This is a genomic window from Pseudomonas sp. MEJ086 (assembly GCF_030209025.1).
In the GTDB taxonomy this organism is placed as follows: Bacteria; Pseudomonadota; Gammaproteobacteria; order Pseudomonadales; family Pseudomonadaceae; genus Aquipseudomonas; species Aquipseudomonas fulva_A.
In genome coordinates, this window is the sequence record NZ_JARVSV010000009.1 from 1 (window position 1) to 25,184 (window position 25,184).

Consider the following 25,184-nt stretch of genomic DNA (forward strand, 5'->3'; position numbering starts at 1 on the left):
GCTTGCCAGCGAATTGATCTCGGCCGCTACATACCTGCGTGAATGTCGTAACCGCGATCGCCCGCAAGCGGGCTCCTACGACAGGTGTCTACCCAATCCATCTGCCGCGCAAAGCCAAAAATTGTAGGCGCTGGCTTGCCAGCGAATTGATCTCGGCCGCTACATACCTGCGTGAATGTCGTAACCGCAATCGCCCGCAAGCGGGCTCCTACGACAGGAATCTACCCAATCCATCTGCCGCGCAAAGCCAAAAATTGTAGGCGCTGGCTTGCCAGCGAATTGATCTCGGCCGCTACATACCTGCGTGAATGTCGTAACCGCAATCGCCCGCAAGCGGGCTCCTACGACAGGAATCTACCCAATCCATCTGCCACGCAAAGGCTCAGAATTGTAGGAGCTGGCTTGCCAGCGAATCGATCTCGGCCGCGATACATCTGTGTGCATTTCGTAACGGCAATCGCCCGCAAGCGGGCTCCTACGACAGGTGTCTACCCAATCTATCTGCCACGCAAAGGCTCAGAATTGTAGGAGCTGGCTTGCCAGCGAATCGATCTCGGCCGCGACGCGAAGGTTCCAGGTGAAAGGCGCAGCCCGAGGTGGGCAGGGTCGATGGTGCCTGATGCCTAGCGCTGACTCGCTTCGCGCAGCGCGGCATGGTGAGCGGCTTTGGCCAGGTCGTAGGCATCCTCGGTAAGCAGGTACGCGGCTTCGCTCAGATAGCGCAGGTCATTGGCGTCTGCCAGTGTGATGTTCATCAGCGCCAGGCTCTGCAACAGGCCGCGCACCGCGCTGAGGCGTTGCTCCGCGCTTTCCTGCAGGTCGATATAGGAGCGGCTGGTATCGATCAGCAGCACGGGTGCGCTGCCTGGATTGCTGGACAGTGGCATGAGGTCAGTCATGGTGCCGGCCTCCTTTCTCATCACTGGAAAGATTCAAGGCGTGCGAATGCTTCATTGGGCAAGGCTCCATTCGGTATATAGGAGCTGCCACGAACCGTCGCCAAACGATATGGGTGGCAGCCGTGCGCAGGTTGGCGAACCGGCCCGAATGGACGCCGGCAGACCCGAAGGTCTCCCACGCACGGCCACCATAGAGCGACAAAGCGGGCATAAAAAATGCGCCAGCAATGGTCATGGGGCGCACATGCGCCATTCGGTAGATCGGGTCGCCAAACCCGTTCGCTGATTTTGCAGCGACGTGGGAAGGGTAGCGTGGCGAATGGTCAACGGCAAGCCGGCTGCGAGTGGCACGCGCGGGGTGCTGAGGCCTCGGGTTCGCGGTGCGGGCGCGATCACCGGCATACGAATCGGTGATCGCTCCCCGCGAGCGAGCTGGCAAAACGGTGCTTTCAGGCATTTATGTCCGACGGGCTGTGGATCCTGTGGATGACGGCAAGCTATCGACGACCCTATACTCGCGCCTGGATAAATAGACAGTGTGGCAGCCGATGCCACTGGTGGATGAAAGGCATGACGCTGATTCTGGGAATCGACCCCGGTTCCCGCATTACCGGTTACGGCGTGATACGCGATACGGGGCGCACTTGCGAATACGTAGCGTCAGGCTGCATTCGAACGGGCAACGGACCGCTGCCCGAGCGCCTGCAGATCGTCTTTCGCGGCGTCAGCGAGGTGATTCGCACCTTCGGGCCGGTGACCATGGGGATCGAGCAGGTATTCATGGCGCGCAATGCGGATTCTGCACTGAAGCTTGGCCAGGCCCGTGGCGCCGCCATCGTCGCCGCCATGGAAGCCGGCTTGGAAATCAGCGAGTACACCGCGACCCAGGTCAAGCAGGCAGTGGTAGGAACGGGCGCCGCCGACAAGCAACAGGTGCAGATGATGGTCATGCACCTGCTCAAACTGGTGCAGAAGCCGCAGATCGATGCCTCGGACGCCTTGGGCATCGCCCTGTGTCATGCTCATCATCGGCAGAGTCTCATTCCCCATGGGTTGGCCAGCGCCAAGCGGCGCGGCGGTCGTCTTCGTTTATAGGTGCCTGGTCAATATGTGCCGTGTGTCGGTGCTGCTGCATCAAAAGCAAGCTGGTGCACGGGACATCAACAGGGCCCACGTTTTCTAAATTGAAAGGAATGCGCCGGTGATCGGACGTTTACGCGGCACTCTGGCGGAAAAGCAGCCGCCACATTTGATTCTGGATGTGAATGGTCTGGGCTATGAGCTGGAAGTCCCCATGACCACGTTGTACCGTTTGCCCTCGGTGGGTGAGCCGCTGACGCTGCACACCCACCTGGTGGTGCGCGAAGATGCGCACCTGCTGTACGGCTTTTTCGAGAAGCGTGAGCGCGAGCTGTTTCGTGAGCTGATCCGCCTCAATGGTGTCGGCCCGAAGCTGGCCCTGGCCTTGATGTCCGGCCTCGAAGTGGATGAGTTGGTGCGCTGCGTGCAGGCTCAGGATACGGCCGCGCTGGTGAAGATTCCCGGCGTCGGCAAGAAAACCGCCGAGCGCCTGCTGGTCGAGCTCAAGGATCGCTTCAAGGCCTGGGAGACCGTGCCCGGCATGGCCAACCTAGTGGTTGAACCTCGTGCGGGTAGCGCAGTCACAAGCGCGGAGAATGATGCGGTCAGTGCGCTTATTTCCCTGGGCTACAAACCGCAGGAAGCCAGTCGCGCCGTTTCGGCGGTCAAAGAAGATGGGTTGAGTAGTGAAGACATGATTCGTCGTGCGCTGAAGGGAATGCTGTAGATGCTCGAAGCAGACAGGCTGGTCACGGCAGGTGGTCGCGACCGCGAAGAGCAGGTCGATCGTGCCATTCGTCCGCTCAAGTTGGCCGAATACATCGGTCAGCCTGTGGTGCGCGAGCAGATGGAGCTGTTCATCCAGGCGGCCCGCGGCCGCAAGGAGTCCCTCGATCACACGCTGATCTTCGGTCCGCCGGGGCTGGGCAAGACCACCCTGGCGAATATCATCGCTCAGGAAATGAACGTCTCCATCAAGAGCACCTCGGGCCCCGTGCTCGAACGCCCGGGCGACCTGGCTGCGCTGCTGACCAACCTCGAACCCGGCGATGTGCTGTTCATCGACGAGATTCACCGTCTTTCGCCCATCGTCGAAGAAGTGCTGTACCCGGCGATGGAGGATTTCCAGCTCGACATCATGATCGGCGAAGGGCCTGCCGCTCGTTCGATCAAGCTCGATTTGCCGCCTTTCACACTGGTCGGCGCGACCACTCGGGCGGGCATGTTGACCAACCCGCTACGTGACCGCTTCGGTATCGTGCAGCGTCTCGAGTTCTATAACACCGAGGACCTGGCGACCATCATCATGCGCGCGGCGGGCATTCTCGAATTGCCGATCGAGCCCGAGGGGGCCTTCGAGATCGCCCGCCGGGCTCGTGGCACGCCGCGTATCGCCAACCGTCTGTTGCGCCGCGTGCGGGATTTCGCGGAAGTGCGCGGGCAGGGCGAGATCACCCGGCAGATCGCCGATCTGGCCTTGAACCTGTTGGATGTGGACGAGCGCGGCTTCGATCATCAGGACCGTCGCCTGCTGCTGACCATGATCGAGAAGTTCGACGGTGGGCCGGTCGGGGTCGACAGTCTGGCAGCGGCGATCAGTGAAGAGCGCCACACCATCGAGGATGTGCTGGAGCCGTATCTGATCCAGCAGGGTTACATCATGCGTACGCCGAGAGGGCGAGTGGTCACGCGACATGCTTATTTGCACTTTGGCCTGAATACGCCGAAACGCATGGATGAGCGACCGACACCTGACCTGTTCAGCGATGGAGATGGGCAATGAAAAAAATACTTGTCGGGCCGATTGGCAAGACTCGAGGCTGGCACTAGAGTATGCGCGCGCAATACGCTGGTCAGCCGTTCGCCCATCGCTGTCGTGTTTACTACGAAGACACCGATGCCGGTGGTGTCGTCTATTACGTCAACTACCTCAAATTCATGGAGCGGGCTCGAACCGAGCGGCTGCGCGAACTGGGTTTTGCCCAGTCGACGCTGGCGGGAGAGGGCCTGTTGTTCGTCGTGCACTCCAGCGAGGCGCGCTATCACGCGCCGGCGCGGCTGGACGACGAAGTGCTGGTGAGTGCCGAAGTAACCGAATTGAACCGTGCCAGCCTGCGCTTTCGTCAGCAGGTGAGGCGAGTGACGGATAACGCGCTGCTCTGCGAAGGGCAGTTTTTGGTGGCCTGTGTGGGCGCCGACAATTTCAAACCCCGGGCCATGCCTCCGTCTCTGCGAACAGCCTTCGCCGAGCAGGTCGGTACCGGTACATCTACTGCAGGAGAGTAAGCGTGGAAGCCAACGCCGTTGACCACATGTCTATGTGGAGTCTGATCAGCAACGCCAGCCTGGTGGTGCAGTTGGTGATGTTGATCCTGGTGGCCGCCTCGGTCACTTCGTGGGTCATGATTTTCCAGCGCAGCAACTTGCTGCGTGGCGCCAAGCGTGCACTGGACAATTTCGAGGAGCGCTTCTGGTCCGGTATCGACCTGTCCAAGCTGTATCGTCAGGCAGGCAGCAACCCGGATCCGGATTCGGGCCTGGAGCAGATCTTCCGTGCCGGTTTCAAGGAATTCTCCCGCCTGCGTCAGCAGCCCGGCATGGACCCGGATGCAGTCATGGATGGCGTTGCCCGCTCCATGCGCGTTGCCATCTCCCGCGAGGAAGAGAAGCTCGAGCAGAGCCTGCCGTTCCTCGCCACCGTCGGCTCCACCAGCCCGTACATCGGTCTGTTCGGTACCGTCTGGGGGATCATGAACTCCTTCCGTGGCCTGGCTCAGGTGCAGCAGGCCACCCTGGCGACCGTAGCGCCCGGCATCGCCGAGGCGCTGATCGCCACGGCGATCGGCCTGTTCGCTGCGATTCCCGCCGTTATTGCCTACAACCGCTTCGCTGCCCGCGGTGAAATGCTGATCTCGCGCTACTACACCTTCGCCGATGAGTTCCAGGCGATCCTGCACCGCAAAGTGCACAGTAGTGAAGACTAAGCCTCAGGCGATCAATAGATAGGTTTTCAGAGCCATGGCCAGAATTCGCAACAGACGCAAGCCCGTCGCCGAGATGAACGTAGTGCCCTACATCGATGTGATGTTGGTGCTGCTGGTCATCTTCATGGTGACGGCGCCGATGCTCAACCAGGGGGTCAAGGTCGACCTGCCGCAGGTCAGCAGTGAAGTGTTGCCTCAGGACAACGATTCACAGGTGCTGACCATCTCCATCAAGTCCGACAAGTCCTACTACTGGAACATGGGCACTGAGGTGGATACCGATACCGTGCAGGATCGCGCCCTGACCCTCGACGAGATGACCCGTGCCGTCACGGCGATCATCAATCAGACTCGTAGCCAGGGTAAGAAGGTGCAGGTGTTCGTGCGTGGCGACAAGTCGGTCGATTACGGCACCGTGATGTCCGCCATGGGTGGCTTGCAGCAGGCTGGCGTGGGTAACGTCGGTCTGATTACCGAGGCGCCCTGATGCAGCAGCGTGAACGCTCACCTTCGGAAAGCCTTTTCTGGCCGGTGATCCTGGCCGTAGGCCTGCATGTGCTGATGTTCGGCATGCTGTTCGTCAGTTTTGCCTTCGCGCCCGATCTGCCACCAGCGAAACCGATCGTGCAGGCTACCCTGTATCAATTGAAGTCGCAGAGCCAGGCCACTACCCAGACCAATCAGAAGATTGCGGGTGAGGCGAAGAAGACCGCCGCGCCGCAGTTCGAGACCGAACAGCTCGAGCAGAAGAAAGCCGAGCAGGAAAAGCAGGCGCAGGCCGAAGAGCAGAAACAGCAGGCAGCGAAAGCAGCGGAACAAAAGAAAGTCGAGGAAACTCGAAAGGCCGATGCGGCGAAAAAGGCTGAGGCCGATGCTTCCGCGGCGAAAGCCGCCGAGCAGAAGAAGCTGGCCGACGTCGCCAAGGCGAAAGCTGCGCTGGAGGCCGACAAGAAGAAGGCCGCTGAAGCGGAAGCCAAGAAGAAAGCCGCTGAGGATGCCAAGAAAAAGGCAGCCGAAGAGGCCAAGAAGAAAGCGGCAGCCGATGCCGCGAAGAAGAAAGCTGCCGAAGATGCCAAGAAAAAGGCCAATGCCCAGGCAGCCGAGCGCAAGGCCGTCGAGGACAAGAAAGCGGCGGCTCTGGCCGAGTTGCTGTCCGAAGACACCGAGCGGCAGCAAGCGCTGGCTGAGACACAGGGCGATCAGGTTGCGGGTAGCCTCGATGATCTGATCGTCAAGCTGGTGAGCGAGCAGTGGCGGCGTCCGCCGTCGGCGCGTAATGGCATGAGTGTTGAAGTGCTGATCGAGATGTTGCCCGATGGCACCATCACCAATGCCAGTGTCAGCCGTTCCAGCGGCGACTCGCCGTTCGACAGCTCAGCAGTACAGGCAGTGCGCAACGTAGGTCGCATTGTAGAGATGCAGCAACTGGATCGGGCTACGTTCGACCAGCGTTACCGGCAGCGACGTGCCGTCTTCAAACCGGAGGATTTAGGTCTGTGAATACCCTGATGCGAATCGTTGTACTGGGGCTGGCCATGCTGGTCGGTTCCGTGCAGGCGGCTGATCCACTGGTGATCAGCACCGGCACCGATCGGGCCACCCCGATCGCCGTGGTGCCTTTCGGCTGGCAAGGCGGCAACGTCCTGCCCGAAGACATCGCCACCATCGTCGGTAACGACCTGCGCAACTCCGGTGTGTTCGAGCCGATCCCGCGGCAGAACATGATCAGCCTGCCGACCCAGGGCAGCGAAGTCATCTACCGTGACTGGAAAGCGCTGGGCGCCCAATACGTGCTGGTTGGCAACATCGTGCCCAACGGTGCACGTCTGCAGATTCAATTCGCCCTGTTCAACGTGGCCACCGAGCAGCAGGTGCTGACCGGCAACGTGGGGGGGAGCACCGATCAACTGCGCGACATGGCTCACCATATCGCCGACCAGTCGTTCGAGAAGCTCACCGGCGTCAAGGGTGCATTCTCCACCCGCATGCTGTACGTCACTGCAGAGCGTTTCGGTGTCAACAACACCCGTTACACCCTGCAGCGTTCGGACTATGACGGTGCTCGTGCAGTGACCCTGCTGCAATCCCGTGAGCCGATCCTGTCACCGTCGTTCGCGTCGGATGGCAAGCGTATCGCTTACGTCTCCTTCGAGCAGAAGCGCCCGCGCATCTTCGTGCAGCACATCGATACCGGTCGTCGCGAGCAGGTCACCAACTTCGAAGGCCTCAACGGCGCCCCTGCCTGGTCGCCGGATGGCAGCAAGCTGGCGTTCACCCTGTCGAAAGACGGCAACCCTGAAATCTATGTCATGGACATTGGTTCGAAGAACCTGCGCCGTGTCACCAATCATTACGCCATCGATACCGAGCCCTTCTGGGGCAAGGACGGTCAGACCATCTATTTCACCTCCGACCGTTCCGGCAAACCACAGATTTACAAGACCAACATCAATACTGGTGCGGTCGACCGAGTGACCTTCGTCGGCAACTACAATGCCAACCCTAAATTGTCTGCCGACGAGAAAACCCTGGTAATGATTCATCGCCAGGATGGTTACACCGTGTTCAAGGTAGCGGCACAGGACCTCGAGCGTGGCAATCTGCGCATTCTTTCAGATACAAGTTTGGATGAGTCGCCTACTGTTGCGCCCAATGGCACCATGCTAATCTACGCTACCCGCCAGCAGGGGCGGGGAGTCCTGATGTTAGCGTCCGTTAACGGTCGCGTTAGGCTCCCTCTACCTACCGCTCAAGGCGAAGTTCGAGAGCCATCCTGGTCCCCCTTCCTGAACTGATGCGCGGTGCTTCACCTGTTTGTATGCTTAACACACTGGGGTTCATTAGGAGTTACACATGGAAATGCTGAAATTTGGCAAATTTGCTGCACTGAGCCTGGCTCTCGCCGTGGCTGTTGGCTGTTCCTCCAAAGGCGGTGACACCGCTGGCGAAGGCGCTGTAGACCCGAACGCTGGCTACGGTGCAAACACCGGCGCCGTCGACGGCAGCCTGAGTGAAGAAGCCGCTCTGCGCGCTATCACCACTTTCTACTTCGAATACGACAGCTCTGACCTGAAGCCGGAAGCCATGCGCGCTCTGGACGTTCATGCCAAAGACCTGAAAGGCAATGGCGCTCGCGTCGTCCTGGAAGGCCACGCTGACGAGCGCGGTACCCGCGAATACAACATGGCTCTGGGCGAGCGTCGTGCCAAGGCCGTTCAGCGTTACCTGGTACTGCAAGGCGTTTCCCCAGCTCAGCTGGAACTGGTTTCCTACGGTGAAGAGCGTCCTGTTGCCACCGGCAACGACGAGCAATCCTGGGCTCAGAACCGTCGCGTCGAACTGCGTAAGTAATTCGATATGCGAATGTGCCGACGTGTAGTAACCGTAATGGCGCTGAGCCTGCCGCTTGCGGCCTGGGCTCAGATTCCCGTACAGGATGGCAGTACCGGTAACGGTGGTGGTAATCCGAATGCCGGTTACGGCACGTCTGGCGCCTACGCCGGAGGTGGGGTGGAAACCCCGTCTTCGGCGCAGGGCATGCTGTTCAATCAGCTCCAGCAGATGCAGCAGGAAATCGCGCAACTGCGTGGCATGCTCGAAGAGCAGCAGAACGATATTCAGCGTATGAAGCAGGAAGGCCTGGAGCGATACCAGGATCTTGATAAGCGTCTGAGTAGTGGTGCCGCAGCCGGTGCTGCAGCCACACAGAATTCTCCAGCCACGGGTGCCAGCAATGGTGCCGGTGGTGCTTCCGCGGGTGATGCAGGGCAGGCACAAGCCTCCGGCGAGCCGGCAGACCCGGCCAAGGAAAAGCTGTTCTACGATGCAGCTTTCGACCTGATCAAGGCCAAGGATTTCGACAAGGCCAGCCAGGCCTTCGCAGCATTCCTGCGTCGTTATCCGAACAGTCAATACGCGGGCAATGCCCAGTACTGGCTTGGTGAGGTGAACCTCGCCAAGGGCGACCTGCAGGGTGCGGGTCAGGCCTTCGCCAAGGTCAGTCAGGCCTATCCGCAGCACTCCAAGGTGCCGGATTCGCTGTTCAAGCTGGCCGATGTGGAAATCCGCATGGGCAACAACGACAAGGCCAAGGGCATTCTGCAGCAGGTCATCGCGCAGTACCCGGGCACGTCGGCTGCCCAGCTGGCCCAGCGTGATCTGCAGCGCATTCAGTGAGCCTCGGCTTGTGAAAGAAACCCGTGCCTGTCGCGGGTTTTTTTTGCCTGCAAACCGGGCACTTGACCTGCAGGCCGTCGCCAGCAGACGTCAAAAATGGCTGCCAGCCATGCTTTTCGTTTAGAATCGCCGTCCTTTTTCGCAACGGAGGCGGATGGCCTGTTTCGCCGTCACGCCCGTGGCCCTTATGAAAGATACCCTGCGCATTACCGAGATCTTTTTCTCGTTGCAGGGGGAAACGCGTACTGCCGGCTTGCCGACGGTATTCGTGCGCCTGACCGGCTGCCCCCTGCGCTGTCAATACTGCGATACCGCCTACGCCTTCAGTGGCGGGGAAATCCTCTCGCTGGACGCCATCCTCGAGCAGGTGGCGAGTTACCGTCCGCGCTATGTGTGCGTTACCGGTGGCGAACCGCTCGCGCAGCCCAACTGCATTCCCTTGCTCCAGCGTTTGTGTGACGCCGGTTACGACGTGTCTCTGGAAACCAGTGGCGCGCTGGATGTTTCCGCTGTCGATATTCGGGTCAGCAAGGTCATCGACCTGAAAACGCCGGGTTCGGCCGAGGTGGCCCGCAACCGCTACGAGAACATCGAGTACCTGCAGCCGCGGGATCAGGTCAAGTTCGTGATCTGTTCGCGTGAGGACTACGACTGGTCGGTGAGCAAGATCATCCAGTACGGCCTGGCCGAGCGTGCCGGCGAGCTGCTGTTTTCGCCGAGCCACCAGCAGGTGAGTGGGCGTGAGCTGGCCGAATGGGTGATCGCCGACAATCTGCCAGTGCGCATGCAACTGCAGCTGCACAAGATTCTTTGGAACGATGAGCCGGGGCACTGACATGAGTGAAAAGAAAGCGGTCATCCTGCTATCCGGTGGCCTCGACTCCGCGACCGTGGTGGCGATGGCCAGGGAGCAGGGCTACAGCTGCTACAGCATGAGCTTCGACTACGGTCAGCGGCACCGTTCCGAGCTCCAGGCAGCCGAGCGGGTCGCCCGGCAGTTGGGTGTGGTCGAACACAAGGTGATCGGCATGAACCTCGGCGGTATTGGCGGCTCGGCGTTGACCGACTCGAGCATCGATGTACCGCAGAGCCCGACCACGGGGATTCCGGTCACCTATGTGCCTGCACGCAATACCGTTTTTCTGGCCCTGGCACTGGGCTGGGCCGAGGTGCTGGAAGCCCAGGACATCTTCATCGGCGTCAATGCGGTGGACTACTCCGGTTATCCCGATTGCCGGCCTGAGTTCGTCGAGGCCTTCGAGCGGGTGGCCAACCTGGCGACCCGGATGGGCGTGGAAGGGCAGAGCATTCGTATCCAGGCGCCGTTGCAGATGATGAGCAAGGCTGAAATCGTCCAGGAGGGTTCGCGTCTGGGGGTGGATTACGGTCTGACCGTTTCCTGCTATCTGGCCGACGATGACGGCCGTGCCTGTGGGAAATGCGACAGCTGCCGTTTGCGCTCGGCCGGCTTCGCCGCCGCCGCTGTGCCCGATCCCACCCGTTACCAGTAAATTATTTTTCGGTGGGTGTTGAATTCCTGAATTAAATCAGTATCATACCGCTCGCACCACGGGTCGTTAGCTCAGTTGGTAGAGCAGTTGGCTTTTAACCAATTGGTCGTAGGTTCGAATCCTACACGACCCACCATCTCAAGCCTTCCAAGTGAAGGCGCAGAAAAAAGCCCGGATCTCTTGAAAAGATCCGGGCTTTTTTCGTTTCCGGCAGTCAGTCTGTGCTGGCGAGCCGTCAAGGCCCGCCAGCGCGTCGCATCAGACTTTGACGATCCAGCCTTGCGGTGCTTCGACATCACCGGACTGCACGCCGGTCAGCTCGCTGTACAGGCGGCTGATGGTCGGGCCGACTTCGGTCTCGCTGTGGAACACGTGCAGCTTGCCCTGATACTCGATGCCGCCGATCGGGGTGATAACGGCAGCGGTGCCGCAAGCGCCCGCTTCCTTGAAGTCGCCCAGGCGGTCGATGAATACGTCGCCTTCGATGACCTTCAGGCCGAGGCGGCTCTGGGCCAGTTCGATCAGCGACAGGCGGGTGATGCCTGGCAGTACCGATGGCGATTTCGGGGTGACGAATTCATCGTTGTGAGTGATTGCGAAGAAGTTCGCCGAGCCCACTTCCTCGATCTTGGTGTGGGTCTGCGGATCGAGGTAGATGCAGTCGGCGAAGTTGTTCTTCTTGGCCTGCGAGCCTGGCATCAGGCTGGCGGCGTAGTTGCCGCCGACCTTGGCAGCGCCAGTGCCCTGGGGGGCGGCGCGGTCATAGCCGGAGATCACGAAGTTGTTCGGCTTCATGCCGCCCTTGAAGTAAGGGCCGACCGGGATGCAGAACACCGAGAAGATGAACTCCGGCGCGGTGCGTACGCCGATGTTGTCGCCAACGCCGATCACGAACGGGCGCAGATACAGCGCGCCACCGGAACCGTATGGCGGGATGAAGCGCTCGTTGGCGCGTACCACCTGCTTGCAGGCCTCGATGAATTGCTCGTTCGACGGTGCCGGCATCAGCAGGCGCGCGCAGCTGCGCTGCATGCGCAGGGCGTTCTGGTCAGGGCGGAACAGGTTGATCGAGCCATCCTTGCAGCGGTAGGCCTTGAGGCCTTCGAAGCACTGCTGACCATAATGCAGGGCCGTGGAGCCCTCGCTGATGTGCAGTACGTTGTCTTCGGTCAGGTTGCCCTGATCCCATTCACCGTCGCGCCAGTGCGACAGGTAGCGCTGGTCGGTCTTGATGTAGTCGAAACCCAGCTTGTCCCATTCGATGCTTTCGTAAGCCATGACATCCTCAATCGCTGAACGACCACTGCGGGGCGCGCGCGTGGTCGATGTTTTCCAAAATGGTGATAACGGTGCTTCTTGCAGAAGTCGCATTCGGCCTCTGCGCGACTGAACCTGGTTGGCCACCTGCGGCCCTGCTGCCTGGCGGCTGTCGCTCGGCCAAGTCGTTGTCCTGATGCTGATGATGCGGCGGATTATCCTGGCGATCAACCGGTGGATCGATGCGAGGTCGTCCGGGCGATTGAAAATCGTCCGACAAAGCCCTTAACATGCGCGCCCGCGCAAGGTTCGCAGCCCGCGGCTGTGCAATCTGCGACGCCCCTCTGCCTGTTCCGGCCAGCCCGGTGCGTCTGGCGGTATACTCAACGTTCCGTGCTCATAGACCTCGATAGGGCCTGACGACATGACGCAGATTGCCGAACGACTTCTTGTCCAAGCTCATCTCGATGCCAAACAGCCAGAGACGCTGACGGCGGAGCAGGAAGCGTTCTACCGTGATGAAATTGGCAAAGAACTGAAGCGCCAGAATGCCGTTCTGGTCGCCCACTACTACTGCGACCCGGTGCTGCAGGCGCTTGCCGAAGAAACCGGTGGCTGCGTGTCCGACTCGCTGGAGATGGCCCGCTTCGGCAATCAGCATTCGGCGCAGACCGTGCTGGTCGCCGGCGTCAAGTTCATGGGCGAGACGGCGAAAATCCTCAACCCTGAAAAGCGCGTGCTGATGCCGACGCTGGAAGCCACCTGTTCTCTGGATCTGGGTTGCCCGGTCGACGAATTCGCCGCGTTCTGCGATCAGCATCCGCAGCGCACCGTGGTGGTTTACGCCAATACCTCGGCAGCGGTGAAGGCGCGGGCCGACTGGGTGGTGACGTCCAGCTGCGCCGTGGAGATCGTCGAGCACCTGATGGACAACGGCGAGAGCATCATCTGGGCGCCGGATCAGCATCTGGGGCGTTTCATCCAGAACAAGACCGGTGCCGACATGCTGCTCTGGGACGGTGCCTGCATCGTCCACGAAGAGTTCAAGGCCCGCCAACTGGAGGAAATGAAGGCGCTGTATCCGCAGGCGGCCGTGCTGGTGCACCCCGAGTCGCCGACCGCGGTGATCGACCTGGCCGATGCGGTTGGCTCGACCAGCCAACTGATCGCTGCCGCGCAGCGGATGCCGAACAAGACCTTCATCGTCGCCACCGATCGCGGCATCTTCTACAAGATGCAGCAGCTGTGTCCCGACAAGGAGTTCGTCGCGGCGCCGACAGCTGGCAATGGCGCCGCCTGCCGCAGTTGTGCCAACTGCCCGTGGATGGCGATGAACACCCTGCAGCGCACCTTGCAGTGCCTGCGTGAGGGCAGTAACGAGGTGTTCGTCGACCCGGCGCTGATTCCCAGAGCGATCAAGCCGCTCAAGCGTATGCTCGACTTCACCCAGGCGGCACGCCTGAAGCTCGCTGGCAATGCCTGACAGCAGCGGCACTCTGCAAGGGCAAAGCGCCAAGCGAGAGACGGCTGCAGGAGGCTACCAGGCCCTGACTTGGCGCTCGTTCATCAGCGCAGCATCTCTTCGGTCATGCGCTTCTCTTCGATCAGCTCTTTCTGGCGGGCGTCGATGCGTGAAGCCAGCTGGAAGTTGTTGCTGGCGCGGCGCTTGGCGAAGTCGAGCTGCTCGATGGCCTGGTTGAAATCCCCCACCAGCGCGAAGAACTCTGCCCGGGCCTGATGCAGGCCGATGGTGTTGCCGCTGAGGCCGCGCACTTCCGCAACCTGATACCAGACGTCCGGATCCTTCACGCGGCGCTTGAGCAGATCGTTCAGGGCCTGCTCGGCCTCGGGAATTTTGCGTTGCTTGAGCAGCAGGTCGATGCGCGCCTGGTTCAGCGGGTAGTTGCCAGGGTACAGGTCGAGCAGACGCTTGATGCGCTGATCGGCGGCGGCGAGGCGGTTGGCTGCACTGTCCAGGCTGATCTGCGCCAGGTTGTAGGTGACGTCGTCCGGTGCCTTCTGCAGCAGGGGCGCCAGGGTGTCGCGTGCCTCGTCGAACTGGCTGCCCTTGATCAGGGCGATGGTCAGGCCATAGCGGGCGGCGTCCATGTTCGGGTTTTCATCGAGCTGGGCACGGAAGCGTTTGGCAGCGATGCCCGGGGTTTCTTCATAGGTCAGCTGCACCCGGGCACGCATCAGCTGGTAGCGCAGGCTGTCTTCGGTGCCGCCGGCCTGGTACTGCTCGGCGCGGTTGCGGGTATCGGCGATACGCGATTCGGAGACCGGGTGGGTCAGCAGGAATTCGGGTGGCATGCGGTCGTAGCGGTACTGACGCATCAAGCGTTCGAACATGCTCGGCATCGAGCGGGGGTCGTAGCCGGCCTTTTCCAGGTTGACCAGACCAATGCGGTCGGCCTCCTGTTCGTTCTGCCGGGAGAAGCGCCGCTGTTCCTGAATCGCTGCTGCCTGGGTCGAGGCGATGGCGGCGATGCCGGCATCGCCGGCACCCGCTGCCGCTGCGACGATACCAGCGAGCATCGCGGCCATGACCGGCAACTGCATGCGTTGCTGGGCCTCCAGGCCGCGGGCGAAGTGGCGCTGCGACAAGTGGGCCAGTTCGTGGGCCAGTACCGAGGCGTATTCGCCTTCGGTCTGCGCGTAGAGGAACAGCCCGCCGTTGACGCCGATGATCCCGCCTGGCGCTGCAAAGGCGTTGATCTGCGGGCTGTTGAGCAGGACGAACTCGAGGCGCCGGTCCTGAACCTGGCTGGTTTCCGCCAGGCGGTAGACGCTGCTTTCGACGAAGTCCTTGAGCTGCGGATCCGACAGCTGGCTGACCTGGCCGCGGACGATGCTCAGCCAGGCCCGGCCCAGTTGATACTCCTGTTGCGGAGAAACCATCGACGAACTGGCATCGCCAAGTGATGGCAGGTCGTTGGCCATCGTCGGTTGTGCCAGCAGGCAGGCGAGCGTCAGCAGGGTAGGGCGCAAAACATTCATGCATGGAGCTCTTGTCGGATCAGTGCCGTACTGTAGCCGGGAGGCACTTGCCTGACCAGCGTCGGCGGGCCTTGGGTTATGCTGTCGGCCTGGAAAAACGGAGGGCGTTATGGGGGATGTAGCGGTGTGGCGGGGCGAGCATCAGGCCGAGCTGGATGCGTGTGGCTTGAATTGCCCGCTGCCTTTGCTCAAGGCCAAGATGGCGCTCAATGGCCTGGCCAGTGGCGAGGTGCTCAAGGTGTTGGCCACGGATGCCGGGTCGCAGCGCGATTTCCGGGCCTTCGCCCGGCTGGCTGGCCATGAGCTGCTGCGTGAGGAAACCGAGGGTGACGTGTTACGTTACTGGCTGCGCAAGGCGTGATGCCAGGGTGAAGAGGTCGCCATGAAAAATGCCGCTCGAGAGCGGCATTTTTCATATGTATCAGGCTTTGTTGAGGGCCTGGGCTGCGGCCAGTACCTCATCGACATGGCCGGGCACCTTGACCCCTCGCCATTCCTGGCGCAGTACGCCGTTCTTGTCGATCAGGAAGGTGCTGCGGTCGACGCCCAGGTACTCCTTGCCGTAGAGCTTCTTCAGCTTGATCACGTCGAACAGCTGGCAGACGCTTTCGTCCTTGTCCGAAATCAGTTCGAAGGCGAAGCCCTGCTTGGCCTTGAAGTTCTCATGGGTCTTCAGGCTGTCGCGCGACACGCCGACGACGACCGTGTTGGCCGCAGCGAAGGCCGCGTGGCCATCCCGAAAGCCCTGGCCCTGGGTGGTGCAGCCCGGAGTATTGTCCTTCGGGTAGAAGTAGATCACCAACTGCTTGCCCTTGTAGGCGGCCAGGTTGAACTCGCCGCCCGTCGCGGGGGCGCTGAAGTCGGGGACAGGGGCGTCGATAGCGATGGCCATGAAGGGCTCCTTATGGGTTCTGTGGGCGCCAGGGTTCGATCAGCGCATCCAGATTCAGCGCGTCGGCGAAATCCAGGAACTGGTCGCGCAGCCAACTGATCTGGGTGCCGGCTGGCAGGGTGACGGTCAGCGTGGCGTTGAGCATGGTGCCGCCGGTCTGCGGCGCCTGATAGGTGTCGCAGGTCAGGGCCTCCAGTTCGACGCGGTGATCGATGAAGAACTGGCACAGCTCGTTGAGGATGTCCGGGCGGTACACCGAGCTGACGTAGGCCACGTAGGGCAGCGCCTGGGGGCGGACCTCCGACGCTGCGCTACGGATCACGTTGGCGGTGAACTCATGCTTCTTGGAGAGTGCCGGCAGGCCCGTTTCCAGGCGCGCCAGGGCATCCCAGTTGCCAGACACCTGCAGCACCAGCGCGCTGAACTCGCCGTGGCGACTCAGGCGCGTGCTGACGACCGCGCAGCGGTTTTCATGGCTGGCTCGGCACAGTACGTTGGTCAGCTCCATGGCGTTGGTGCCGAGTGCACTGATGACGAGGAATTGTTCGCGAACTGGGGGGGTGGACATGCAGCCTTCCTAAACGTTGAACGCTCGGCTCTATAGACAGTGCCAAACAAACTCGCAGGGTAGCGAAAAGCGCCCGCCAGGGGAATGACCAGATACCGCTATCGGCAAGCGAAGCGCGGCGCCAGAGGCATGCAATGACGGTCGTTCACGCCACCTGCTACTTAGCTTGTGCAAGGCTGGTGGCGCCAGTACCATTACGGCTCTCTTTTTCAGCAGGAGCGGTTGCATGATTGCGGGCAGTATGGTGGCACTGGCCACGCCCATGGATGCACAGGGTAATCTCGATTGGGATGCCTTGAGCAAGCTGGTGGATTTCCACCTGCAAGAGGGCACCAACGCCATCGTCGCGGTCGGCACCACGGGTGAGTCGGCGACCCTCGATGTCAACGAGCACATCGAAGTCATCCGCCGCGTGGTCGATCAGGTCGCCGGGCGCATCCCGGTGATCGCCGGCACGGGTGCCAACTCCACCCGCGAAGCGGTCGAGCTGACCCAGAACGCCAAGACCGCCGGCGCCGATGCCTGCCTGCTGGTCACGCCGTACTACAACAAGCCGACCCAAGAAGGCCTGTACCTGCACTTCCGCCACATTGCCGAAGCCGTGGCCATTCCGCAGATTCTCTACAACGTGCCGGGGCGTACCGCCTGCGACATGCTGCCGGAAACCGTCGAGCGCCTGTCCGCCGTCGACAACATCATCGGCATCAAGGAAGCCACCGGCGACCTGCAGCGTGCCCGTGACATCCTCGACCGTGTCAGCTCGAACTTCCTGCTCTATTCCGGCGACGACGCCACGGCGGTCGAGCTGATGCTGCTGGGCGGCAAGGGCAACATTTCCGTGACCGCCAACGTGGCCCCGCGGGCGATGAGCGACATGTGTTCGGCGGCCATGCGCGGTGAAGCGGCGATCGCACGGGCGATCAACGACCGCCTGATGCCCCTGCACAAGAACCTGTTCATCGAAGCCAACCCGATTCCGGTGAAATGGGCGCTGAACGAAATGGGCATGATGGCCGACGGCATTCGCTTGCCGCTGACCTGGCTGAGCCCCCGTTGTCACGAACCGCTGCGTCAGGCCCTGCGCCAGTCCGGTGTATTGGTCTAATCGAGGAATTACGACGCATGAAGCGACTGGCCGGACTTTCCGCACTTGCTCTGATCATCACCAGCACCAGTGGCTGTGGCTGGATCTGGGGCGAAAATGGCTACTTCCGCGATCGCGGTAGCGATTACCTGACCGCGCGGCAGACCGCACCGATGCAACTGCCTGCCGATGTCGAGGCCAAGCGTCTCGACCCGCTGCTGCCGGTGCCGAATCAGATCCGCAACAGCGACGTGGAGGGCGAGTACGAAGTGCCGCGCCCGCAAGCACTCGCCGTTAGCGAGAGCGTCAGCGAGTTCAGCCTGCAGAACAGCGGCGACTCCAGCTGGCTGGTCGCTCAGCGCGTTCCCGCTGAAGTCTGGCCGGGTGCCCGCCAGTACTTCGAGGACGGCGGCTTCCGCATCGTCGACGAGCGTCCACAGACCGGCGAATTCAGCACCGACTGGCAGCGCTTCGATGCGCTGTCCAGCAGCATGCAGAGCCGCCTGGGCGGCCGTGTCGCCGGCCTCGACAGCAACACCGAGACCCGTGTGCACGTGCGCCTCGAGCCAGGCGTACAGCGCAACACCAGCGAAATCTTCGTGGTCACCGCTCAGCGTCCGGCCGGCAGCACCAGCGACGTGCCGTTCACCGAGCGTAGCGTCAACAAGGCATTGGATGCCGCGCTGCTCGACGACCTGCAGGCCAGCCTGACGCGCAGCGTCGAGCAGGGCGGTTCGGTATCGCTGCTGGCCGGTCGTGACTACGACGCACCGAGCCGCGTGAGCCTCTCCGCCGATGGCAATGGCAACCCGGTGCTGAACCTGAGCACCGACTTCGACCGTGCCTGGTCCGGCGTTGGCCGCTCCCTGCGCATGGCTGACCTGCGCGTCGACGACATCAACCGTACCCTGGGCGTCTATTACGTCAACCTGGCCGAAGGCCCGCAGCGTGCCAACGAGAAGCCTGGCTTCTTCAGCCGTCTGTTCGGCGGCTCGGAGAACAAGGACGACATCGAAGCTCGCGCCGAGCGCTATCAGGTCCGCCTGACCGCCGTTGGCGATACCGTGCAGGTGACGGTCGAGAAAGACCTCAACACCATCGCACCGGCCGATGTCGCACGCCGCGTGCTGGACATGATTCAGGAAAACCTCGGCTAAGGATTCTTGGCGAGTGGTTGGCGATAGGCGAAACCTCCAGGGGTTTCGCCTTTTGTTTTCACAGGCAGGCCAACTGGGGCCTCTAAAAACCTAGGCGAGGCAGTCGGCGCAAGGCGAGAACAGGCGAAAAGCGCAGTTCACGAGTTGTAAATGAGCATCTCGAGCCTGTTTTCAACGCAGCGATGACAACGCAGGTAGTTTTTAGAGGTGCCCTCCGGCGCTGTTGCTACTTACCCGGCCGTCGGTCGTCAGCTTTGACGAAGAGCGGCGCGACTTTCACGCGACAAGGCGGAATCTCGATATGACCACACCTTCCCTGAGCCTGAAAAAGATCTATTCGGGCAAAGTCCGCGATCTCTACGAGATCGACGACAAGCGCATGCTGATGGTCGCAACCGATCGCCTGTCGGCTTTCGACGTGATCCTCGAGCAGCCAATTCCGGAGAAGGGCAAGATCCTTACCGCCATCTCCAACTTCTGGTTCGACAAGCTGGCCCATGTGGTGCCCAACCACTTCACCGGTGATCGCGTCGAAGACGTGGTGCCGGCCGCCGAGCTGTCGCTGGTCGAGGGCCGCGCCGTGGTTGCCAAGCGCCTCAAGCCGGTTGCCGTGGAGGCCATCGTGCGCGGTTACATCGTCGGCTCGGGCTGGAAGGAATATCAGAAGAGCGGCACCGTATGCGGTATCCAGCTCCCCGCCGGTCTGAAGGAAGCCGCCAAGCTGCCACAGCCGATCTTCACCCCGTCGACCAAGGCCGCCGTGGGCGACCATGACGAGAACATCAGCTTCGAGCAGTGCGAAGCGATCATCGGTGCCGAGCTGGCCGCCAAGGTGCGCGACACCTCCATCGCGCTGTACGTCGCGGCAGTCGAGTACGCAGCCACCCGCGGCATCATCATCGCCGACACCAAGTTCGAATTCGGCCTCGACGAAAACGGCACCCTGACCCTGATGGACGAAGTACTGACCCCCGACTCCAGCCGCTTCTGGCCAGCCGACAGCTACGCCGAAGGCACCAACCCGCCGAGCTTCGACAAGCAGTTCGTGCGCAACTGGCTGGAATCCACCGGCTGGAACAAGGAGCCGCCAGCGCCGGCAGTACCGGCCGACGTCGCGCAGAAGACCGCCGACAAGTACCGTGAGGCGCTGACCCGTCTGACTGCCTGATTGCGCAATGCCAGACCGTGCGCCGCCGTTACCGTAAAGGGCGGCGGCGTTCTCGTTGAGGGTCAGGGGTTTTGCCTGGCAGCGGTTCGGCGCTTGGTGACATCTTCAGCGGGGTACAGGGCGCTGCGTTCGCTTGCGAGCGCTACGCCCCAGGGTTTCCACGCTGCAGAGCTTGGTGTAGGTTATTTCACGGGTGCCACCGCAATCGCGGCAAGGCAGGTTCAGTTTCGCGCAGGTCGGGCCGCCAGCGCAGAGTAAATGCAGCATGATTCCAGCCTTTTCTTGCCAATCCTTCCTTCGATACCTTCCCTCATCGCCGCCACACAAATCTATCAGCGTCATCTCGGCAGCCGCGATGCGGTGCAATGTGGCCTTGCCCGGAGTTACCCGCCGATGAGCGTTGCGCCGGAATCAGAGTCGCTCCAGGAAACGGGGCCCCGTTACCTCGGTTATGCGAGAGCCAGTGAAACGCCAAACCTGCTCAGCCAGCTGTTCGGGCTGGAGCTGGCGGGATGCACCCGGCTCGTTTCGGAGCAGACCAAGAACAACTGGCGCAACCGCCCCGAGCTGACCCGCTTGCTCGCCGAGCTGGGCCCAGGTGACGTGCTCACCGTGACCAAGCTCGATCGCCTGGCACGCAGCACGCGAGAGTTGTTGGAGATCGCCGAGCGGATTCACGTCAGTGGCGCGGGGCTTCGCAGCCTGTCCGAGCCCTGGGCTGACACCACTACGGAAAACGGTCTGGCGGTTCTGGCGGTTTTCGCCGGTATCGTCGAGTTCGAGCGCTCGCTGATTCTCGAACGAACCAAGGACGGGCGCGACGCTGCCAAAGCCCGCGGCGTGAAATTCGGCGCAAAACCCACGCTGTCCAGTGAGCAGATCGACGAGGCGCGCCGCTTGATCAACGAGGACGGGCAGTCCGTCGATCAGGCCGCCAAGGTACTCAAGGTTCACCGCTCCACGCTCTACCGGGCGTTGCGGCGGGTGGAGAAACAACAATCTAGTGACTGATGCGCGATTTTTATCAGCTATCGCCATGTTTAAATATATGTAGTTATGAGTTGAGCGCCATCTGCTTAAACTCACGGGTCAGCTTTTCAAAACGCGCTGTATCACAGAGTCGGCAAAGAAATGGCATTCTCCGCCCCGTGAACATTGATTTCAGGCCATTGCATTTTTCGCAGTTTATGTGGGTGTCAGTGTAAGCGGTCAGAGGTTCAATGAGTTGCTCGTTCAGCCGGCTGGCAAGAAATGCGACTTGGCTTCGCTCAAACTGATTCGACAGCCGTAGGTTGCGAAGCTGAGAGCAGCGAGCAAGGGATGTGATGTCATTGGTTTCAAGTTTTATATTAAGCAAAGAAAGCTTGGTGAGTTTAGGAAGTTGCGAGACAGGCTCAATGGAACTGAGGCGAAGAGGGGAGGAACCGCCCCCAAGGTTGCCAGACAGGTTCAATTCGACCAGCTCATGCAACTCGTGGATACCATCAATATTCCGTAATTTTGGAAAATCTGATACGGAGAGATGTGTCAGATTCTGGAGTTTAAAAACAGGCATTAAGCTTTCAATTTTCGTTGCCCATTCCAATGCAAGTTCTCGAGTGTTGATGAGTGAATCAATCCCTTCAAGCGAGCTTAGTTTCAGGTGATAGAGGCGTAGATTTGTAGCAGTGCACTTGGATAGCAACGTTGGCCAGACTTTAATCGATATGTTGCGAAGATCGAGTTCAGCACTGCCTTCAAGTTGCTGCTCAGAAAATGCGCTATCCAGTAGTAAAATCATTGTCTTTCTATACCTGCCGTGTTGTGGTGCCTGCGGTTTTCTTGGCTCATAGGGGGAAGGTATCCTGTGTCTTTTTAGTGATTCGTGGCTCCAGCAGCTTCTGTTGGGCCCGCTTGGTATATAGCGGATTTCGCTGTTCTCGTGCTGTCCTCTATTGCCCATTTAGGTGATAGCAGTCTGGCTACCGACGATGCGCCCCCATCGACGCATCCTGTCTGCCATGCATACCCAGAGATCTCACCAACTCTTCGGAGTTTTCTGCAAAAACTCCAGAGGTTTTCGCAAGAAGCCGTCACCAATCTGCCTCTACATTCCGCCATCCACTTCTGCGTCGTGCGATCGCCAGATACCCGTATCTGAGCTAGACCCAAAGCAGGGGTATCCCACAGATAATCTCCATAACAAGAGGATGGGCGTGATGTTCAAAGCCAGTCACGTCTTGCACCAGGAGTTCCTTGACCGGATCTCCGCTGCCAAGGCCGCCGATTTTTTCCCTGTCATCAGCGCCAACTACAACGTTGACGAGGCAGCCTATCTCGGCGAACTGCTGCAGTTGGCCGATCCCGGTGCTGCCGGTATCGAGGCCGTTCGCCAGCAGGCGCGCAGCCTGATTCAGGACGTGCGTGGTCGCGACAACGCGGTCGACACCCTCGATGCGCTGCTGCGTCAGTACAGCCTGGATACCCAGGAAGGCCTGATGCTGATGTGCCTGGCCGAAGCCCTGCTGCGGGTGCCGGATGCCGCCACTGCCGATGCCTTGATCCGCGACAAGCTCAGCGCCGCCGAGTGGGAGCGTCACCTCGGCAAGAGCGACAGCGTGCTGGTCAATTTCGCCGCCTGGGGGCTGGTGATGACCGGCAAGGTGGTCGATCCGCAGACCCGCGATGGCCGTCCGAAGAACGTACTCGGTCGTCTGATCCAGCGTTCCGGCGAGCCGGTGATCCGCGCGGCCATGAACCAGGCCATGAAGCTCATGGGCAAGCAGTTCGTGCTCGGCCGTACCATCAGCGAAGCGCTGAAGAACGGCCGCCCGGAGCGTGAAAAGGGCTACACCTATTCCTTCGACATGCTCGGTGAAGCGGCGCTGACCGCCGAAGACGCCGAGAAGTACATGGCCGACTACCGCAAGGCCATCGACACTGTCGGCGCCGAGCCGCAGGTCGGCCCGGGCCCGAAGCCGTCGATCTCGATCAAGCTCTCGGCACTGCACCCCCGTTACGAAGTGGCCCAGCGCGAGCGCGTGCTGAGCGAGCTGTTCGCCAACGTGCGCGAGTTGGTGATCTGCGCGCGCAAGCTGAACGTCGGGATTTCCGTGGACGCGGAGGAGGCGGATCGCCTCGAGCTGTCCCTGGAACTCTACGAGAAGCTGCTGCGTGATCCCGCCGTCGCCGGCTGGGGCGAGTTCGGTCTGGTGATCCAGGCCTATTCCAAGCGCTGCCTGCCGGTGCTGGTCTGGCTGACCCTGCTGGGCAGGGAACTCGGCGAGAGGATGCCGCTGCGCCTGGTCAAGGGGGCCTACTGGGACAGCGAGATCAAGCAGTGCCAGGTCTGGGGCCTCGACGGCTACCCGGTGTTCACCCGCAAGGAAGGCACCGATACCTCCTACCTGGCTTGCGCCCGCTACCTGCTCAGCGAGTTCACCCGTGGCGTCATCTACCCGCAGTTCGCCAGCCACAACGCGCACACCGTCAGCTGCATCCTGGCCATGGCCGCCGAGCAGACGTCACCGCGCGAGTTCGAGTTCCAGCGCCTGCACGGCATGGGCGATGCGCTGTACGACACGGTGCTGGAGACGCATCGCAAGACCGTGCGCATCTATGCGCCAGTGGGGGCTCACAAGGATCTGCTGCCTTACCTGGTGCGCCGCCTGCTGGAGAACGGTGCCAACTCGTCGTTCGTTCACCAACTGGTCGACCCGAGCGTGCCGGTCGAATCGCTGATCGATCACCCGGTCACCCAGCTGAGCAGATTCGCCAGCCTCGGTAATAACAAAATCCCGCTGCCACCTGCGCTGTACGGGGCTACACGAAAAAACTCCCAGGGCATCAACATGAATATCCAGAATTCTTTGACCGAGCTCGAAAACGCCTACAAGCCGCAACTCGACCGTCAATGGCAGGCTGCCCCTGTGATAAACGGCCAGACCCTGAGCGGCACCGCCCAGCAAGTGCGCTGCCCCTTCGACCTGGACAAGGTGGTCGGCACTGCCCAGTTCGCCACCGCCGCCCAGGCCGCCCAAGCGCTGGATGGCCTGAGTGCCGCCTGGCCGCGTTGGAATGCGGTCGCTATCGATGAGCGGGCAAGCATTCTCGAGCGCCTCGCTGACCTGCTGGAGCGCAACCGTGCCGAGCTGATGGCGCTGTGCACCGTGGAAGCCGGCAAGTCCATGCAGGACGGCATCGACGAAGTCCGCGAAGCCGTGGATTTCTGCCGCTACTACGCGCAGCAGGCGCGCCTCAAGCTGGGCCGCGAAGAGCTCAAGGGCCCGACCGGCGAGCGCAACGAACTGTTCCATGAAGGCCGTGGCATTTTCGTCTGCGTCAGCCCGTGGAACTTCCCGCTGGCCATTTACCTCGGCCAGATCAGCGCCGCGCTGGTGGCCGGCAACGTGGTGCTGGCCAAACCGGCCGAGCAGACCAGCCTGATCGCCGCACGCGCCCTGGAACTGATGTTCGAAGCCGGCCTGCCAGAGGATGTGATCGCCTTCCTGCCAGGCGACGGTGCCACCCTGGGTGGCGTGTTCTGCCGCGACCCGCGCGTTGCCGGCGTGTGCTTCACCGGTTCCACCGACACGGCGCGCATCATCAACCGTCAGTTGGCCGAAAAGGACGGCATGATCGCCACCCTGATCGCCGAGACCGGCGGCCAGAACGCCATGATCGTCGACTCTACCGCGCTGCCCGAGCAGGTGGTCAAGGATGCCGTCGGTTCGGCCTTCACCAGTGCGGGCCAGCGCTGCTCGGCACTGCGCGTGCTGTACGTGCAGCGCGATATCGCCGAGCGGGTGATCGACCTGCTCAAGGGGGCCATGGCCGAGCTGAAGATCGGCCCGACCCATCTGCGCGAGAACGATATCGGCCCGGTGATCGACGCCGAAGCCCGTGAAGGCTTGCTGGCGCACATCAACCAGCTCAAGGGCGAAGGCAAGCTGATTGCCGAGGCCTCGCTGCGTGCCGATCTGAACGGCCACTTCATCGCACCGGTGGCGTTCGAGATTGGTGGCATTGACGAACTGAAGAAGGAGCAATTCGGTCCGGTTCTGCACGTGGTGCGCTTCGACGCCAGCGATCTGGAGAAGGTTGTCGCGGCGATCAACGCCACCGGGTACGGATTGACCCTTGGCATCCACAGCCGAAACGAGGAAACTGCCGCCCGCATCGAAGCCCTGGCGCGGGTCGGCAACCTGTACGTGAACCGCAACCAGATCGGTGCGGTGGTCGGCGTACAGCCGTTCGGCGGCTGCGGCCTGTCCGGTACCGGCCCGAAAGCCGGTGGCCCGAGCTACCTGTTGCGCTTCGTCAACGAGCGCACCACGTCTGTGAATACCACGGCGGTGGGCGGAAACGCCTCACTGCTGTCGCTGGGCGACGAGTGATACCAACGGGCAGAAATCATCAGGTTTCTGCCC

At 61.3% G+C, this 25,184-nt stretch carries 24 protein-coding genes, 1 tRNA gene and 1 pseudogene; 20 read left to right on the plus strand and 6 right to left on the minus strand.

Going from position 1 to position 25,184, the window contains the following annotated elements; genetic code table 11:
- Window positions 1-623: 623 nt before the first annotated feature.
- On the minus strand, window positions 624-899 hold the full coding sequence (locus QRN22_RS07905) for a hypothetical protein (RefSeq protein ID WP_052493768.1): 276 nt from the start codon (window positions 897-899) through the stop codon (window positions 624-626).
- Between the two features lie 570 nt (window positions 900-1,469).
- Here QRN22_RS07905 and ruvC point away from each other — a divergent pair.
- The 13 genes and pseudogenes from ruvC (at window position 1,470) to QRN22_RS07970 (ending at window position 10,786) form a co-directional block, all read left to right on the plus strand.
- Window positions 1,470-1,994, plus strand: a complete 525-nt coding sequence (gene ruvC / locus QRN22_RS07910) for a crossover junction endodeoxyribonuclease RuvC (protein WP_042553179.1) — start codon at window positions 1,470-1,472, stop codon at window positions 1,992-1,994.
- A gap of 106 nt (window positions 1,995-2,100) precedes the next feature.
- Window positions 2,101-2,706 (plus strand): Holliday junction branch migration protein RuvA, encoded by a 606-nt coding sequence (ruvA, locus tag QRN22_RS07915; protein ID WP_042553170.1) that lies wholly within the window; start codon window positions 2,101-2,103, stop codon window positions 2,704-2,706.
- On the plus strand, window positions 2,707-3,762 hold the full coding sequence (gene ruvB, locus QRN22_RS07920; RefSeq protein WP_042553169.1) for a Holliday junction branch migration DNA helicase RuvB: 1,056 nt from the start codon (window positions 2,707-2,709) through the stop codon (window positions 3,760-3,762).
- Between the two features lie 50 nt (window positions 3,763-3,812).
- Window positions 3,813-4,287: pseudogene (gene ybgC / locus QRN22_RS07925) on the plus strand (tol-pal system-associated acyl-CoA thioesterase).
- A complete protein-coding gene (tolQ, locus tag QRN22_RS07930) occupies window positions 4,268-4,963 on the plus strand; it encodes a protein TolQ (RefSeq protein ID WP_042553167.1) in 696 nt (231 codons plus the stop codon). The pseudogene ybgC and the gene tolQ overlap by 20 nt, the downstream one beginning before the upstream one ends.
- Before the next feature lie 34 nt (window positions 4,964-4,997).
- A complete protein-coding gene (gene tolR / locus QRN22_RS07935) occupies window positions 4,998-5,450 on the plus strand; it encodes a protein TolR (RefSeq protein ID WP_042553166.1) in 453 nt (150 codons plus the stop codon).
- Entirely contained in the window at window positions 5,447-6,463 is a 1,017-nt protein-coding gene (gene tolA, locus QRN22_RS07940; protein ID WP_156152679.1) for a cell envelope integrity protein TolA, read from the plus strand. The genes tolR and tolA overlap by 4 nt, the downstream gene beginning before the upstream one ends.
- The gene (gene tolB, locus QRN22_RS07945) at window positions 6,460-7,758 is read left to right on the plus strand and encodes a Tol-Pal system beta propeller repeat protein TolB (protein WP_042553164.1); all 1,299 of its coding nucleotides are present in this window, start codon (window positions 6,460-6,462) and stop codon (window positions 7,756-7,758) included. Before tolA ends, tolB begins: the two co-directional genes overlap by 4 nt.
- 58 nt (window positions 7,759-7,816) lie before the next feature.
- Window positions 7,817-8,314 carry a peptidoglycan-associated lipoprotein Pal gene (gene pal / locus QRN22_RS07950; protein ID WP_042553163.1) on the plus strand — a complete coding sequence of 166 codons (498 nt, stop codon included), beginning with the start codon at window positions 7,817-7,819 and terminating at the stop codon, window positions 8,312-8,314.
- 6 nt (window positions 8,315-8,320) lie between these two features.
- Complete coding sequence (gene ybgF, locus QRN22_RS07955; protein WP_042553162.1) at window positions 8,321-9,139, plus strand: tol-pal system protein YbgF; 819 nt, start codon at window positions 8,321-8,323, stop codon at window positions 9,137-9,139.
- A 187-nt stretch (window positions 9,140-9,326) separates the two neighbouring features.
- Window positions 9,327-9,974: a 7-carboxy-7-deazaguanine synthase QueE gene (queE, locus tag QRN22_RS07960; RefSeq protein WP_042553178.1), complete on the plus strand. Its 648-nt coding sequence runs from the start codon at window positions 9,327-9,329 to the stop codon at window positions 9,972-9,974.
- A 1-nt stretch (window position 9,975) separates the two neighbouring features.
- Window positions 9,976-10,650, plus strand: coding sequence for a 7-cyano-7-deazaguanine synthase QueC (queC, locus tag QRN22_RS07965; RefSeq protein ID WP_042553161.1), 675 nt, complete (start codon window positions 9,976-9,978; stop codon window positions 10,648-10,650).
- A 60-nt stretch (window positions 10,651-10,710) separates the two neighbouring features.
- Window positions 10,711-10,786: transfer RNA gene (locus QRN22_RS07970), tRNA-Lys, on the plus strand.
- 122 nt (window positions 10,787-10,908) lie between these two features.
- Here the strand turns inward: QRN22_RS07970 and QRN22_RS07975 are convergent.
- A complete protein-coding gene (locus QRN22_RS07975) occupies window positions 10,909-11,928 on the minus strand; it encodes a branched-chain amino acid aminotransferase (RefSeq protein WP_042553160.1) in 1,020 nt (339 codons plus the stop codon).
- Between the two features lie 403 nt (window positions 11,929-12,331).
- On the opposite strand from QRN22_RS07975, the gene nadA reads away from it, so the two are divergent.
- Window positions 12,332-13,390, plus strand: coding sequence for a quinolinate synthase NadA (gene nadA, locus QRN22_RS07980; RefSeq protein WP_042553159.1), 1,059 nt, complete (start codon window positions 12,332-12,334; stop codon window positions 13,388-13,390).
- 83 nt (window positions 13,391-13,473) lie between these two features.
- On the opposite strand, the gene QRN22_RS07985 is transcribed toward nadA, so the two are convergent.
- Window positions 13,474-14,907: a M48 family metalloprotease gene (locus QRN22_RS07985; protein WP_042553158.1), complete on the minus strand. Its 1,434-nt coding sequence runs from the start codon at window positions 14,905-14,907 to the stop codon at window positions 13,474-13,476.
- 109 nt (window positions 14,908-15,016) lie between these two features.
- Between QRN22_RS07985 and QRN22_RS07990 the strand changes: the two genes are divergently transcribed.
- A complete protein-coding gene (locus QRN22_RS07990; protein WP_042553157.1) occupies window positions 15,017-15,268 on the plus strand; it encodes a sulfurtransferase TusA family protein in 252 nt (83 codons plus the stop codon).
- A gap of 60 nt (window positions 15,269-15,328) precedes the next feature.
- Here the strand turns inward: QRN22_RS07990 and QRN22_RS07995 are convergent, their stop codons facing one another.
- A complete protein-coding gene (locus tag QRN22_RS07995; RefSeq protein ID WP_042553156.1) occupies window positions 15,329-15,799 on the minus strand; it encodes a peroxiredoxin in 471 nt (156 codons plus the stop codon).
- Window positions 15,800-15,809: 10 nt separating this feature from the next.
- Window positions 15,810-16,367 (minus strand): glycine cleavage system transcriptional repressor, encoded by a 558-nt coding sequence (locus QRN22_RS08000; protein WP_042553155.1) that lies wholly within the window; start codon window positions 16,365-16,367, stop codon window positions 15,810-15,812.
- Between the two features lie 226 nt (window positions 16,368-16,593).
- Between QRN22_RS08000 and dapA the strand changes: the two genes are divergently transcribed.
- The 4 genes from dapA (at window position 16,594) to QRN22_RS08020 (ending at window position 20,787) form a co-directional block, all read left to right on the plus strand.
- Entirely contained in the window at window positions 16,594-17,472 is an 879-nt protein-coding gene (gene dapA, locus QRN22_RS08005; RefSeq protein ID WP_042553154.1) for a 4-hydroxy-tetrahydrodipicolinate synthase, read from the plus strand.
- A 17-nt stretch (window positions 17,473-17,489) separates the two neighbouring features.
- Window positions 17,490-18,608, plus strand: a complete 1,119-nt coding sequence (gene bamC, locus QRN22_RS08010; RefSeq protein WP_042553153.1) for an NlpB/DapX family lipoprotein — start codon at window positions 17,490-17,492, stop codon at window positions 18,606-18,608.
- A gap of 301 nt (window positions 18,609-18,909) precedes the next feature.
- The gene (locus QRN22_RS08015; protein ID WP_042553152.1) at window positions 18,910-19,776 is read left to right on the plus strand and encodes a phosphoribosylaminoimidazolesuccinocarboxamide synthase; all 867 of its coding nucleotides are present in this window, start codon (window positions 18,910-18,912) and stop codon (window positions 19,774-19,776) included.
- Window positions 19,777-20,169: 393 nt separating this feature from the next.
- Complete coding sequence (locus QRN22_RS08020) at window positions 20,170-20,787, plus strand: recombinase family protein (protein WP_042553151.1); 618 nt, start codon at window positions 20,170-20,172, stop codon at window positions 20,785-20,787.
- A gap of 43 nt (window positions 20,788-20,830) precedes the next feature.
- On the opposite strand, the gene QRN22_RS08025 is transcribed toward QRN22_RS08020, so the two are convergent.
- The gene (locus QRN22_RS08025) at window positions 20,831-21,556 is read right to left on the minus strand and encodes a leucine-rich repeat domain-containing protein (RefSeq protein WP_042553150.1); all 726 of its coding nucleotides are present in this window, start codon (window positions 21,554-21,556) and stop codon (window positions 20,831-20,833) included.
- Window positions 21,557-21,974: 418 nt separating this feature from the next.
- On the opposite strand from QRN22_RS08025, the gene putA reads away from it, so the two are divergent.
- Window positions 21,975-25,151, plus strand: a complete 3,177-nt coding sequence (gene putA / locus QRN22_RS08030) for a bifunctional proline dehydrogenase/L-glutamate gamma-semialdehyde dehydrogenase PutA (RefSeq protein ID WP_042553177.1) — start codon at window positions 21,975-21,977, stop codon at window positions 25,149-25,151.
- The last annotated feature ends 33 nt before the right edge of the window (window positions 25,152-25,184 follow it).

Bases quoted from the DNA above. Each gene is read 5' to 3' on its own strand.
- QRN22_RS07905 (WP_052493768.1), bottom strand. From the start codon at position 899: ATGACTGACCTCATGCCACTGTCCAGCAATCCAGGCAGCGCACCCGTG.
- ruvC (WP_042553179.1), top strand. From the start codon at position 1,470: ATGACGCTGATTCTGGGAATCGACCCCGGTTCCCGCATTACCGGTTAC.
- ruvB (WP_042553169.1), top strand. From the start codon at position 2,707: ATGCTCGAAGCAGACAGGCTGGTCACGGCAGGTGGTCGCGACCGCGAA.
- tolR (WP_042553166.1), top strand. From the start codon at position 4,998: ATGGCCAGAATTCGCAACAGACGCAAGCCCGTCGCCGAGATGAACGTA.
- pal (WP_042553163.1), top strand. From the start codon at position 7,817: ATGGAAATGCTGAAATTTGGCAAATTTGCTGCACTGAGCCTGGCTCTC.
- ybgF (WP_042553162.1), top strand. From the start codon at position 8,321: ATGCGAATGTGCCGACGTGTAGTAACCGTAATGGCGCTGAGCCTGCCG.
- queE (WP_042553178.1), top strand. From the start codon at position 9,327: ATGAAAGATACCCTGCGCATTACCGAGATCTTTTTCTCGTTGCAGGGG.
- queC (WP_042553161.1), top strand. From the start codon at position 9,976: ATGAGTGAAAAGAAAGCGGTCATCCTGCTATCCGGTGGCCTCGACTCC.
- QRN22_RS07975 (WP_042553160.1), bottom strand. From the start codon at position 11,928: ATGGCTTACGAAAGCATCGAATGGGACAAGCTGGGTTTCGACTACATC.
- nadA (WP_042553159.1), top strand. From the start codon at position 12,332: ATGACGCAGATTGCCGAACGACTTCTTGTCCAAGCTCATCTCGATGCC.
- QRN22_RS07985 (WP_042553158.1), bottom strand. From the start codon at position 14,907: ATGAATGTTTTGCGCCCTACCCTGCTGACGCTCGCCTGCCTGCTGGCA.
- QRN22_RS07990 (WP_042553157.1), top strand. From the start codon at position 15,017: ATGGGGGATGTAGCGGTGTGGCGGGGCGAGCATCAGGCCGAGCTGGAT.
- QRN22_RS07995 (WP_042553156.1), bottom strand. From the start codon at position 15,799: ATGGCCATCGCTATCGACGCCCCTGTCCCCGACTTCAGCGCCCCCGCG.
- QRN22_RS08000 (WP_042553155.1), bottom strand. From the start codon at position 16,367: ATGTCCACCCCCCCAGTTCGCGAACAATTCCTCGTCATCAGTGCACTC.
- dapA (WP_042553154.1), top strand. From the start codon at position 16,594: ATGATTGCGGGCAGTATGGTGGCACTGGCCACGCCCATGGATGCACAG.
- bamC (WP_042553153.1), top strand. From the start codon at position 17,490: ATGAAGCGACTGGCCGGACTTTCCGCACTTGCTCTGATCATCACCAGC.
- QRN22_RS08015 (WP_042553152.1), top strand. From the start codon at position 18,910: ATGACCACACCTTCCCTGAGCCTGAAAAAGATCTATTCGGGCAAAGTC.
- QRN22_RS08020 (WP_042553151.1), top strand. From the start codon at position 20,170: ATGAGCGTTGCGCCGGAATCAGAGTCGCTCCAGGAAACGGGGCCCCGT.
- QRN22_RS08025 (WP_042553150.1), bottom strand. From the start codon at position 21,556: ATGATTTTACTACTGGATAGCGCATTTTCTGAGCAGCAACTTGAAGGC.
- putA (WP_042553177.1), top strand. From the start codon at position 21,975: ATGTTCAAAGCCAGTCACGTCTTGCACCAGGAGTTCCTTGACCGGATC.